The sequence below is a fragment of the Amphritea balenae genome (assembly GCF_003858655.1).
GTDB classification, from domain to species: domain Bacteria; phylum Pseudomonadota; class Gammaproteobacteria; order Pseudomonadales; family Balneatricaceae; genus Amphritea; species Amphritea balenae.
On the sequence record NZ_RQXV01000011.1, the window covers coordinates 111,340 to 124,062 of the forward strand.

The window sequence follows — 12,723 nt, forward strand, 5'->3', positions numbered from 1 at the left end:
TATGAATAAAGTGATCAGCAGCAGTGTAAACATCCTGGATCAGCTGCATGACTTTATTGTCAGCATCGATGCAGTCACTTATCAGACAAACCACAAACCGCTGTTTGACAGTAGCATTGGTCAGCATCTGCGGCATATTCTGGATATGTTTCAGGCCTTGATTCAAAACAGCGATGCTCCGGTTATTAACTACGATATTCGTCAGCGCGGCATCCCGTTAGAAACCGTTCAGCAGGAAGGTATTATTGCATTAAAGAGTGTCCGGAAATGGATGGAGAACCTGAACGAAAACGACCTGAAACGCTGCGTAACCATTCACACTGAAGTCGATATTGCAGAACAATACAGCGCTCAGTTCAAGTCATCTTTTGGCCGTGAACTGGCATTTGCTTCCACCCATGCGGTACACCATCTGGCGTTAATGGCCACTATCGCAAAAGTATCAGGCTGTCAGGTCGATGCCCAGTATGGCGTCGCTCCGGCCACCGCAACTTATCAACGTTCTTTATTGCCAGAAGCTAAAAAGCCTTCGCAAGTTGAACAGCCCGCACAGCCGGCATAAATAAAAAAGGTTCAGCCCGTATGTGCACAGTAAGCTGGCTAGTGAATACTGAAGGTTATCAGTTGTTTTTTAATCGTGATGAGCAACGCAGTCGTAGCAAAGCGCTTCCGCCTCAACAGTTCCAGAACCAAAACGTAGCAGTATTAATGCCGATCGACCCCGATGGCGGAGGGAGCTGGATCTCAGTGAATAATCATGGGTTAAGCCTGTGCTTGCTTAACTTTTATCAGGGCCGCTTACCGGGGGGGATTTTAAAGAGTCGCGGACAGTTACTAAAAGCTCTGTCTAGCCTGACAACAGAGCAAGAAATATCTATTCGACTAAGCGCTCTTAATCTGCATCAGTACGCACCCTTCACCTTACTGACTTTTACGTTAGAAAATCAGCCACAAGGTTTTCAGTGGGATGGTAATACCTTAACAATACTGAGTATTCACAGCCCGATAACATCCTCATCAGTGGAATTTGATCGGGTATATAGCGCACGACAGGCTAACTACTTAACGCTGGGTGAGTCTCCTGATGCCGATCAGTTACTGGCGTATCATCAAAGCCATCAAACCAGTCCCTGGTTAGACCAGAACAACCCGCCAACTAATAAATATCTACGCGAAAAAAACGGCCTAAGCATTCAGGGAGAGCAATCAGTTTGTATGCACCGAGACGATGCCGAAACCGTTAGTCTGAGCCACATAGAAGTAACTCAGGAGAAGGTCTGTTTCAACTATATTGATGGCTCACCTTGCGAACTCCAGCCATCAGGAATGAAATCGCTATTAGTGGCGGCAAATCAGAACTACCTGATACGTGCGCAGTAACCTGAGAACATGCTTAGACATAGATAAAAGCTTATAACCGGACAAACCTTTATGCTTTTTTTCGTGATTTTGCATACCTACTCTTAACCACTTTTTAAGAGCAATTCACCACAGAGAGCACAGAGGACACTGAGAAGAGATAACTGCTGAACAATTAGAGTGATGTTTATAAAGTTTTAAAAAGCTTTTGAGCTTTTCCTCTGTGTGCTCTGTGCCCTCTGTGGTGACAATGTTTTTAGATTTTTCTGTTTGCAAAAAATATACAGGAAGAATTTAGATAAAGGTTCCAGGCTATCTGACGATGAACCTAAAATTCGCAAATCAGTGATCCTGACAGCAGTGTTTCTCCAGGGTCAGCGATACTGAGTCGGCAAAACGCAAAGCATGAGGCTTATCAATAGTGACACTGGCAAAGGTCACCCAGGGATGGCCGGACGCAATATCCAGCACATCACCGACCAGCTTTTCTAACAGCAGAAAATGCCCCTCTTCAACATGCTGAATAATCTCTTTGCACACTATTTTATAATTCAGAGCCTTAGCTACATCATCGGTAAGCGCCGCTTTTTCAGCCGGGTAATGGATCTCGATATTGATCACCACATCCTGCAACTTCTCACGCTCTTCCGGGTTAAACCCGATATAGGTACGCAAACGTAAGTTAGTGATACGGATAATGGCGTTGCTGACACTCGGCATTGGCAATCCTTTGTTGTTTTGTGACTCTGACATTTTTTGTAGTTTATCAGAACAACTCGTCTGAACTTCTAGTCTGAACCTTTAACCTGAATCTTTAGCCAAAACATAGCTTGAATAAAAGCATGTCAGACTCTGAATTCATGCATAATGACTGAAATGAGATGCATTCAAATTTGCTGTATTGAGGTAATCGTATGACAACGCTCATTGTAGGCGCAAGTGGCGCAACCGGTCGTCTACTGGTAGAACAGCTGCTCCATAAAGGAGAGTCAGTGCGAATTATTGTCCGCTCAGACTCTAACTTACCAGAACATATCAAACAGCATTCTAACCTGAGCATCACTCAGGCCAACATTACTGAAATGAGCGATTCCGAATTAGCCCAACAGGTCACAGGCTGCACTGCTGTTGCATCCTGTCTGGGGCATACATTAAATTTCAAAGGTATCTATGGGCAGCCCCGCCGGTTAGTAACGGGTACGGTTCGGCGGATATGCGGTATCATCACAGACAACTCACCAGAGCAAACCGTTAAGTATTTACTGATGAATACCACCGGTAATAAAAACCGGAATCTTCCGGAACAGACATCGTTTCGTCATAACGCGGTTATCGGTTTACTACGCCTGCTTCTGCCACCCCATGTTGATAACGAACAAGCTGCCGATGTGCTACGTCGGGAAATCGGTCACTCTCACCCCTATATTGAGTGGGCAGCCATTCGCCCCGACGGTTTAACGAATGCAACAAAGGTCACCGACTACGATCTGCATCCCTCTCCTGTTCGTGATCCTATCTTTGACTCGGGTAAAACCAGCCGCATCAATGTCGCTCACTTTATGGCCGAGCTGATTACCAGTGATGCTCTATGGCAAAACTGGAAAGGGCAGATGCCGGTCATCTATAACGCCGACTGAAATCAGAACAGAAGCAGAATACCCTGGTTGTGTCAGTTAATTAATCAGCTGCTATATTTTGTCTGTAACTTGAAGAGTATGATGACGCCCATAACACGCCTTTATAAAAGCTTATGCCGGACAGAATTATGACTGACGAGATCAACTACACCAACAACCCTCTGCATGGTCTGGGCCTGAAACAGCTACTGACTGAGATCGTCGATCACTACGGCTTTGAGATTCTCTACGCCTACCTGAATATTAACTGCTTTAAAACCAATCCCAGTATTGAATCCAGTATTAAATTTCTCAAGAAAACTGACTGGGCGCGGGAAAAAGTTGAGCAGTTCTACCTGTATAAATTTAAAAGCCTGCCACGGGTCTCTTCCGAGCAGTTTGCACTACCACCCCGTGAGCGGATCATTCCCAAAGGTCAGGTACCCTGCGAACCGGCCGAGCTGAGCCTTGAAGACGCCGAACGCGAGCGGGAAAAGAAAGCAAAGAAAGCCTCTGAATTCAACAATAGCGGCAGAAAAGGCTCTGGTAAAAGCTATGGCGCTAAGCGCGGTGGTTATTCGAGTAAAGCGGAAAACGCCCGGGATAAAGAAGACCGCTGGCAGGCTAACCGCAAACCTTCTGGCTCCCGGGATAGCTCTCAGAGTGACTCCCGCAGCAGTTCAGATACTTCCGGCTCTGATCCATGGTCAAGCTGGAAGAAGAAACATCAATAAATCAATGTTAAAACCGCACAGTTAGTAATGATAAAAAAACCAACCATTTAATGATATATTTTAGCCTGAATAATAAAGCTACGTTTTTCATAGAGTAATAACGGACTACTGAACAAGGCCGAAAAAGCAATGAAAAAAACTATTTTCAGTAAGGCACTGCTTTTTAGTGCCTTTCTTATGCCATTTACAATTCAGGCTAAATGGATAGACAACCCCGGCGAAAGAAATTTGCTCAGCATGGACCTGATGGCCCTGGCTTCAGTTCAGGTTTACACCGCCAGCCGTGAATGGACTCCGATACACGAGGCCCCTTCTGTTGTAACCGTTATTACTGATGAAGATATTCGTCGCCGAGGCTACCACAACCTGAAAGAAGTACTGGACCAGGTCCCAGGCTTCTTTAACTCCCCCGACGAATCATTACCTCTTATCGCCAACCGTGGTTATACCCAGAATCCCAGTAATAATTACCTGTTACTAATTGATGGCCATGCCATCAATAGCGTCGCAGATGAAGGGATCGGCATTAATCATATGCTGCCATTTCTACACCAGGTAAAACGTATCGAAGTGATTCGCGGCCCCGGCTCTACCCTTTGGGGTGGGGATGCCGCAAACGGTATCATCCACCTTATTACCTATAACGGAAAAGATCTGGCTCAACCAGGAGAGCTATTTTCTCAGGTCACTCTGGATTACGAATTCAGCCGTCCGAGACATATCATCAACAGTTTGTTTGGTATGCGGCTGGGTGATGAAGGCGATCTGATGCTATCCCTGACTCAGACTGAAAACGAAGCGGAGTTTTTACCTTTAATGAAAAGAGGCAGTTCCGATCTGGAACCACACCCTCGCAGACGTTATAAGCATGAAGCTCAGCGTCCCAGTTATGAAGTCCATATGAAAAGTAGCTGGCGGGACTTCAGGCTGGCACTACGCTCCGCACGGGAGGCAGGTTTTTATCGCAACCAACAGATCGATGGTATCGATATTCCCCGAGATAATGACGGCAAAGACTTCAATTTTGATTTTATGGAGCTTAGTTACTCTCCCCTGATAACTGATGACCTTTCACTGGAAACAGATATCTACCGCAACTGGAGTGAAGTGTCATGGCGAAACTATGACGCGAATAATACTCTGGATAACGGCTGGGACAGCACTTATACCGAAACTGGCCTGAATACTATTTTAAGCTATAGCGGAATTACCGATCACCGGGTAAAAGGCGGTATACAATGGCGTCGCAGAGTGTTTGATGGCCAGTATTTTGTGACTCCAGGCAATGAGCGGTTTGAAACACTGACCGGGACAGAAAACGCTGTCGGTGTCTTCGTAGAAAACCAATACGCCGGTATCGAAGACTGGCTCTTTACGCTGGGGGCTCGCTATGAAGATAACGACTTCCGACAGGCCGGTAGCGATCTGCTATACCGTGGCGCTGCCATCTGGCAGTTCAATGATCACTGGACTTTTAAATATCTCTATAACAGCGGAATCGTACCTGCTACCCTGACCCGTAGTCGCGGATCACTGGATAATCCATTAATAGTCACCGATCCCTCCTATGCATCGGGGACCGTTGCTGAATTAGGTCCGGAAAATCCGCAACTGTCATATTCCCATGATCTACAGGCCAGCTACAGAAACGATAATACTGAGGCGAGTATTACCCTGTTTAAACAGGATATCGAAGGCTACATCGCCCGCGTTATAAGTTTCAATACGGGTGAGACACTGAGCGACGGTACCCCGATCTGGATTCGGGAAACCAACCTGGGTGATCTTGAGGCAATAGGTATTGAACTGGACGGACGCTACCAACTGAATCATAGCATGCAGGTATATGGTAATTACGCCTGGGCCGTTAACAAAGCCAAGTCCCGGACTGGCAATATATCTTCACTACCCGGGTCTGAATTTGATCTGGCCATAAATACCAGCTATTTCAATGAAGATAGTCAGATGACCGGCGTGCCTGAGCATATCTGGAACCTTGGTCTCGACTGGTCTTTTTCATCAAAACATCGCATGAACCTGCATTACAGAGGTTGGACCGGTAACTGGGGTAAGATCACAAATGAGCCCGACTTCAAAGTCTATGGCCCTGAGCACTATGTAGACCTGAATCTACTTTGCAGCAATTGCTATGCTCAAGGCTTTGAGTTTCAGGGTTATATCAAAAATATTTTTGATAACCGCTCACTTTTGCCCTCTTCAGCGCATGGGGGTAACTCTGAGGGCCTTGGACGTGAGATCGGTGCTTCAGTTGTCTATAGATTCTGAATAGTCGCTATTAAAGCCGCTACCTCAATAACAGCGATAGACACCACGCTAGCACAGCAAAGAGTAGCCTAATGATCGAAGCAGCCCCTTGGGCAAATTGGTAGAAAAAACACCCCAACATTCCCGGAAGCATTTATGGGCACTGAAAAGACAGAATATGGCGTAGACGACAACTCCTACAAAGCCGCCGGGGAGCTGGAAGGCCTCACCCGCCTGGTGAATGACTTCTACGACATCATGGACGATATCCCGGAATCAAAACGTATCCGGGATATGCACCCCGACGACCTGAGCGAATCAAGAAAGAAACTGATCTACTTCCTGTCCGGCTGGCTAGGTGGCCCAAGACTCTACCGGGAAACCTTCGGCCCGATCAGCATCCCCGCCTCCCACAGTCACCTGGATATCAGTCACAGCGAAAGCGATGCCTGGATCCTTTGCATGCAAAAAGCGGTCGAGCTGCAACCCTACGATGAAGCTTTCAAAGAATACCTGATCAAACAGTTAAGAGTCCCTGCTGAAAGAATCCGCATGGTTTGTAATCGCTGACAGTCGTAAATGTCCGATACCTCCCCCCAGACAACAGATACCTTCTACAGCTATGATCAGAGTGTCACATCTGCAAACCATATGTTCGTATCTGGCTAGCCATAAAAAAAGGAGCATTGGTTAACCAATGCGCCTGAGAGCCAAAAGGCAAAGGACTATCTGGGATAAAACACTGAAGTCAGGACGCGTTTTCTAACAAAGAAAATACAGTTTTCCGTCTGGCAAGCGCGCAGCCGCATCTAGCAGTCAAGCTTGCTCAACGTTATAGCCACGGTCACGTTAGCGACAATCAAACCAAACCCATCATGTTCAACTTACTGTACAAGTATAATTTTTCTCCCTATACTTGTCCCACTAGTTGTACATATGGAGATTCTTATGAGAATTGTGTCTTTTACAGAAGCTCGAAATAGTTTAAAAGCTGTTCTTGATAGTGTCGTAAACGATGCGGACACTACCGTGATCACCCGAAGAGATTCGGAGGATGCTGTCGTGATGTCATTAGAGTATTACAACAGCCTTATGGAAACGGTACATCTACTCCGCTCTCCAGCAAACGCTGAGCACTTGAATCGTTCTATTGCTCAATATAAAGCAGGAGAAGTAACTCAAAGAGAACTAACGGATGACTAAGCGATTACTATCATGGACTGATGATGCTTGGGCCGACTATCTATACTGGCAAACACAAGACAAGAAAACGATCAAACGTATCAACAAACTGATAAACGATGTTAAGCGCTCTCCTTTTGAAGGTATTGGAAAGCCAGAGCCCTTGAAAGAGAACTTGACGGGCTTCTGGTCAAGAAGAATTGACGATACAAATCGTCTTGTCTATGTCGTGGATGAACAGGCTATAACAATAATTTCATGTCGCTATCACTATTAATCTTACGGGCAGCTAACAGATTAAGTCAGCAAAGCCATTAGCCGCAGGCTAGCAACTGCCTCCCCTTGCTACTCTCCTGAGTAGCATAGCTTCGCCACCTCTTGAAACGTTTCCCACAAAAAAGGCGCATCGGTTAACCAATGCGCCAATAGCCTAATGGCTTGGACTATCTGGGATAAAACTTTGAAGCCAGAACGCTTTTTTCTAGCAAGGAAAGCTCGCTTTCCGTCTAACCACTAGCATAGCTCTACTAACTAGTAGGTACCGGAGCGACGTTCTAGCTACTGTCGCGTTAGCGACCCGCAGGAACCGCCGCGTAAGCAACAACTTCACAAAGCATCTCTTCACGGGCCAGACCGGCAACGATCATCGCGGCACGATTAGGGTAAGGTGCTTCAAAGTAGTCTGCGTATACTTTGTTAAATACTGGCAGCTGGGAACGGTCAGTTACGTAGATCAGTACCTGCGTTACATCGGCCATGGTCAGTTCAGCCGCTTCAATAGTGTGTTTGAAGTTTTCCATGGTCTGACGTGCCTGAGCTTCGATACCACCCTCAACAACCTGACCTTCAGCATTGATTGGAATCTGTGCAGTGGACAGCTGGCCGTTAGCAATAACAGCCCATTCCAGTGGAGCCTTAGAAGCGAACAGTTCAGTCTTTACAGCTTGTTTCATAGTAATTCACTTTTTAAAAAATATATTTAAAACATATTCACCACTAGGAACACTGAGTACATGGAGGAAAACACTTGATAACCCCTTCTCTGTGACCTCTGTGCTCTCTGTGGTAATAAGCTCTTATCAAAATCCTGCCTGCCACATCACTGGCTACGCAGTAAAACCTAAAGAAATTGTCACCACAGAGGACACTAAGAACACGGAGGAGAAGCTCAAAAGCTTAATTGAAACTTTATAAACATCATTCTGATTGTTCAGCAGTTTTCTCTTCTCTATGCACTCTGTGGTAATCATTTCTCTAAACAAAAAAGCAGCAGCAACAGCCACTGCTTTTTCCAGACTTATTTACAGACCCTGCTCGTCAGCCATCTTGCGAGCGATCTGCGGTGCCGTCCAAAGGGATGGCAGCAATACCAGGGATACCGGTACAGCAGTCACTACGATGAAGGATTGCAGAGCTGAGATACCACCGGAACCGATAGAGATCAGCAATGCAGCAACTACACCCATCATGATGCCCCAGAACACACGTACAGACGCCTGTGGATGGTCAGTACCAGTCATTACCATAGAGACCGCATAAGTCATGGAGTCACCGGTAGTAGCTACAAAGATAGTGGTCAGGATCAGGAACAGTACCGAGATAAAGAAGCCCATCGGCAGTTGCTCAGTAATCGCTAACAGTGCCGCAGGCAGATTGAATCCTGTGAACGGCTCAGAGATAACCCCTGGAGTCGCCAGTTCGTATGCCAGACCGCTACCACCTACGATAGTGAACCAGAAGCAGGTGATAACCGGCGCTACAATCGAGATCAGCAGTACCATTTCACGGATAGTACGACCCTTAGAAATACGCGCAACAAACATCGCCATCAGCGGACCGTAACCCAGGAACCAACCCCAGAAGAATACTGTCCACCAGTCCAACCAGGCTGGGCTGGCACGGAAAGTTGCCATAGGGATGAACTGATCAAGATAGATACCGAAAGAGTGCAGGTAACCATCAATGATGAATGCCGTAGGGCCAAAGATCAGGATGAAGGCCATCAGGACAACCGCAAGAATAACGTTAGCACGGCTAAGAATCTGAATACCTTTAGTGACACCGCTTACCGCAGAGATGGTGTAGATACCGATCAGGCCGACCAGAATCATCACCTGAGTCATATAGGTATTAGGAATGCCAAACAGTTTTTCCAGACCGAAGCTTACCTGCAGGCCCAGAAAACCGATCGGCCCCACAGTACCGGCAACAACCGCCAGTACACAGCTTGCATCAACGATCGCACCCAGAGGACCGGTCATCACCTTGTCACCAAATACCGGGTACAGCAAAGTACGGGGTTTCAGCGGCAGACCTTTTTCATAGTGCAGGTACATGAATACAATACCGGTCAGACTACCCAGGATAGCCCAGGCCAGAAAGCCCCAGTGCATGAAGCTCTGTGCCAGCGCGTTGTAAGCCGCATCAACAGAACCCGCTTCCGTACCCGCAAACAGCGGCGGAGCTGAAGTGAAGTGCGCCATCGGCTCAGCCGCGGCCCAGAACACACCACCACCGGCAAGCAAGGTACACATGATCACTGAGATCCATTGGAAGGTTGGCATTTCTGGCGCCTTTACACCACCCAGCACCACAGACCCGGTACGACCGATGGTCAGGAACAAACCAATGACAAAGGTCAGTAGTAACAGAACTTGCCAGTAAGCACCGAAATACTTGGTTGAAGTTGCGAATGCAGTGTTAACCCAACCTGACATCATTTCGATGTCATACAGGGCAAATACTGCAAACAAGACCAGTACACCACCACTGATCAGAAATACCGGCAGGTCGACACCCGCTAAGAATTTTTTATCGGCCATAGAAGCCTCGGGATTTGCTGTCTGTTGTCCGGCAACAGCAGCTTGCGTTGTGTTACTCATTTTAGTCTCCTGACGGATCTTTATATTTATTGTTTTCAGGCGTAGTTATAGAGTGAACCGGACTCTCATCAGTCCACTCCATAGCGGTTTAAAATTTGATTATTGCGGCTTCAAACCTTGTTCAAGGAAATTCAACCAGTTCAGGCCCATGATCTTTGCCACGTCTTCATTGCTGAAGCCCCGTGCCAGCAGACCATTGGTCAAGTTAGGGAAGTCACGGCTATCGCGGAACCAGGACAGTGGACGTGGCCAGTCGGCATTCGCCTTCGAACCTTCACCGTAATCCATGGATTTCGACCAGCGCCCATTACGCATCCACTCCAGAATCGACAGCGGCTGTTCCTGACACAGATCAGTACCGATACCAATCTGATCAATACCCATCAGATCAGCGGTACTGGCAACCATGTCGCAGAAATCTTCCAGGGTGCAATCCGGACCGTTCTTAAGATGGAACGGGTACAGACTGAAGCCCAACAGACCACCGGACTCGCCCAACGCCTTCAGTACCTTGTCGGACTTATTGCGCTTAGCTTCGTGGAAGCTCAGTGGATTCGCATGGGAGATCACAATTGGACGCTCAGAAATATCTATCGCATCCAGTGTGCTGCGCTCACCACTGTGGCTCATATCGATAATCATGCCGACCCGGTTCATCTCTTTGATCGCCTGGCGACCAAAACGGGTAACACCGCTATCTTCAGCTTCGTAGCAACCACAAGCTAGCAGGCTCTGGTTGTTGTAGGTTAGCTGCATGATCATCAGGTTCAGCTCGCGCATCACCTCGACCATACCGATATCATCTTCGATCGGAGAGCAGTTCTGCGCCCCGAACATGATGCCTACTTTGCCCAGCTGCTTCGCCAGACGAATATCTGCTGCACTTCTGACCGGCATGATCAGATCACTGTTCATCTCAAAGTGACGGTTCCACTCGGAGATGCGCATCAGGGTTTCACGAATCTGTTCGTGGTAAACGATGGTGGCATGCACCATCGTTACCCCGCCTTCGCGCAGCTGTTCGAAGATCTTACGGTTCCAGTTAGAGTACTGGAGCCCGTCGATCACGATCATGTCGTTGTGTAGTTCGTTATGCATGGCAATACCTCCAGGCCTAAGTTCGTAACAAGTTCAAACGTTAGGCGCTGATGTAGGTTGTCTTCACAACGGTGTAAAACTCTTTGGCGTAAGTTCCCTGTTCACGTGGGCCAAAGCTGGAATCCTTACGACCACCGAACGGTACGTGGTAATCAGTACCTGCCGTTGGCAGGTTAACCATCACACAACCGGTCTTAGCGTTACGCTTGAAGTCAGTCGCATATTTCAGAGACTGAGTACAGATACCACCGGTCAGACCGAAGTTAGTATCGTTCAGAGTCGCCAGCGCTTCATCGTAATCCTTAACCTTGATAACACAGGCGATCGGCGCGAACGCTTCTTCCCGGTTGATGGTCATAGCATTAGTGGTTTCAGTGAACAGTGCAGGCTGCATGTAGTAGCCTTCGGTCTCTTCAGTCAGTACTTCACCACCACATACCAGGTTGCCGCCCTCTTTCTTAGCAAGCTCCAGGTATTCCAGGTTCTGTTCCATCTGACGGGCATCAGCAACAGCACCGATATTTACGCCAGCTTTCAGCGGGTGGCCGACGACCAGCTTCTTCATGCGTTCAACCATCGCTTCAACAAAGCGATCGTGAATACCTTCAGTAACGATCAGACGGGAAGAAGCAGTACACTTCTGACCGGTACCGCCGTAAGCACCGCCTACAGCACACTCAACCGCGTTCGCCAGATCAGCGTCATCCAGTACAACCAGGGCGTTCTTGCTACCCATCTCCAGCTGACACTTAACCAGGTTTACAGCAGTCGCTGCAGCAACCTTACGACCCGTTTCCAGAGAACCGGTAAAGGTCAGTGCATTGATACCACGGGAGTTAATAAGCACATCACCCACTTCTGCACCCGGACCCATTACCAGGTTAAAGGTACCAGCAGGCAGACCCTGACGAGAGATAATTTCAGTAAGCGCCCATGCAGATGCAGGCACCTGGTTAGCAGGCTTCCATACAACAGCATTACCGAATGCCAGTGCCGGTGCAATTTTCCAGGCACCTGTCGCCGTCGGGAAGTTCCAAGGCGTGATGATACCTACCACACCAACCGGCTCGCGACGGGTTTCAATTTCAATACCCGGACGTACAGATTCAGCGGTTTCACCCATCTGACGCAGAACTTCTGCTGCGTAGTAATGGAAGAACTGACCTGAACGATAAGTTTCACCAGCGCCTTCGGCCAGCGTCTTACCTTCTTCACGGGCCAGCAGTTCACCCAACTCATCTTTACGGGCAATCAGCTCATCACCAATCGCCATCAATACTGAATAACGCTGTTCCAGACCACTCTTCTGCCATTCTAGCTGGCCCGCTGTAGCTGCAGCGATAGCCGCTTCAGTCTGAGCCTTGTCAGCCTGAGCATACTGACCGATCACATCGCTGGTATCGGCAGGGCTGATATTTGCCACGTTGCCTTTGTTACCTTCGACCCACTCACCTGCAATGTAATTACGAAAAACTGAATCAGACATATAAACCTCCTGAATGTAGATGGATCAATAGTAAGCCCTGTGCTTTAATAAAAATAATTAATAAAAAATATCTCGCGATAAGGTTTTCTTATTTAGAAACA

General features: G+C 47.6%; 13 protein-coding genes. 8 read left to right on the plus strand and 5 right to left on the minus strand.

Features of this window, described 5'->3' with window-relative positions:
- Position 1 precedes the first annotated feature (1 nt).
- Together EHS89_RS17395 and EHS89_RS17400 are read left to right on the plus strand one after the other, a co-directional pair.
- A complete protein-coding gene (locus EHS89_RS17395; protein ID WP_124927446.1) occupies positions 2–562 on the plus strand; it encodes a DinB family protein in 561 nt (186 codons plus the stop codon).
- A 20-nt stretch (positions 563–582) separates the two neighbouring features.
- Positions 583–1,380: an NRDE family protein gene (locus EHS89_RS17400; protein ID WP_124927447.1), complete on the plus strand. Its 798-nt coding sequence runs from the start codon at positions 583–585 to the stop codon at positions 1,378–1,380.
- Positions 1,381–1,701: 321 nt separating this feature from the next.
- Here EHS89_RS17400 and folX read toward each other — a convergent pair whose 3' ends face one another.
- The gene (gene folX, locus EHS89_RS17405) at positions 1,702–2,079 is read right to left on the minus strand and encodes a dihydroneopterin triphosphate 2'-epimerase (RefSeq protein WP_124927448.1); all 378 of its coding nucleotides are present in this window, start codon (positions 2,077–2,079) and stop codon (positions 1,702–1,704) included.
- 194 nt (positions 2,080–2,273) lie between these two features.
- Between folX and EHS89_RS17410 the strand changes: the two genes are divergently transcribed.
- From EHS89_RS17410 to EHS89_RS17435, 6 genes are all read left to right on the plus strand, one after another.
- On the plus strand, positions 2,274–2,996 hold the full coding sequence (locus EHS89_RS17410; protein WP_124927449.1) for an NAD(P)-dependent oxidoreductase: 723 nt from the start codon (positions 2,274–2,276) through the stop codon (positions 2,994–2,996).
- 128 nt (positions 2,997–3,124) lie between these two features.
- Positions 3,125–3,709, plus strand: coding sequence for a VF530 family protein (locus EHS89_RS17415; RefSeq protein WP_124927450.1), 585 nt, complete (start codon positions 3,125–3,127; stop codon positions 3,707–3,709).
- A 129-nt stretch (positions 3,710–3,838) separates the two neighbouring features.
- Positions 3,839–5,995, plus strand: coding sequence for a TonB-dependent receptor plug domain-containing protein (locus EHS89_RS17420; RefSeq protein ID WP_124927451.1), 2,157 nt, complete (start codon positions 3,839–3,841; stop codon positions 5,993–5,995).
- 135 nt (positions 5,996–6,130) lie between these two features.
- A complete protein-coding gene (locus EHS89_RS17425; RefSeq protein ID WP_124927452.1) occupies positions 6,131–6,544 on the plus strand; it encodes a group II truncated hemoglobin in 414 nt (137 codons plus the stop codon).
- 378 nt (positions 6,545–6,922) lie between these two features.
- On the plus strand, positions 6,923–7,177 hold the full coding sequence (locus tag EHS89_RS17430) for a type II toxin-antitoxin system Phd/YefM family antitoxin (RefSeq protein ID WP_124927453.1): 255 nt from the start codon (positions 6,923–6,925) through the stop codon (positions 7,175–7,177).
- Entirely contained in the window at positions 7,170–7,433 is a 264-nt protein-coding gene (locus tag EHS89_RS17435; protein ID WP_124927454.1) for a Txe/YoeB family addiction module toxin, read from the plus strand. Before EHS89_RS17430 ends, EHS89_RS17435 begins: the two co-directional genes overlap by 8 nt.
- Before the next feature lie 292 nt (positions 7,434–7,725).
- On the opposite strand, the gene EHS89_RS17440 is transcribed toward EHS89_RS17435, so the two are convergent.
- From EHS89_RS17440 to EHS89_RS17455, 4 genes are all read right to left on the minus strand, one after another.
- A complete protein-coding gene (locus tag EHS89_RS17440; protein ID WP_124927455.1) occupies positions 7,726–8,109 on the minus strand; it encodes a RidA family protein in 384 nt (127 codons plus the stop codon).
- Between the two features lie 348 nt (positions 8,110–8,457).
- Entirely contained in the window at positions 8,458–10,038 is a 1,581-nt protein-coding gene (locus tag EHS89_RS17445) for a BCCT family transporter (protein WP_211340364.1), read from the minus strand.
- 99 nt (positions 10,039–10,137) lie between these two features.
- Positions 10,138–11,136: a dipeptidase gene (locus EHS89_RS17450; RefSeq protein WP_188885268.1), complete on the minus strand. Its 999-nt coding sequence runs from the start codon at positions 11,134–11,136 to the stop codon at positions 10,138–10,140.
- 40 nt (positions 11,137–11,176) lie between these two features.
- Positions 11,177–12,622 carry an aldehyde dehydrogenase family protein gene (locus EHS89_RS17455; protein ID WP_124927456.1) on the minus strand — a complete coding sequence of 482 codons (1,446 nt, stop codon included), beginning with the start codon at positions 12,620–12,622 and terminating at the stop codon, positions 11,177–11,179.
- Positions 12,623–12,723 lie beyond the last annotated feature (101 nt).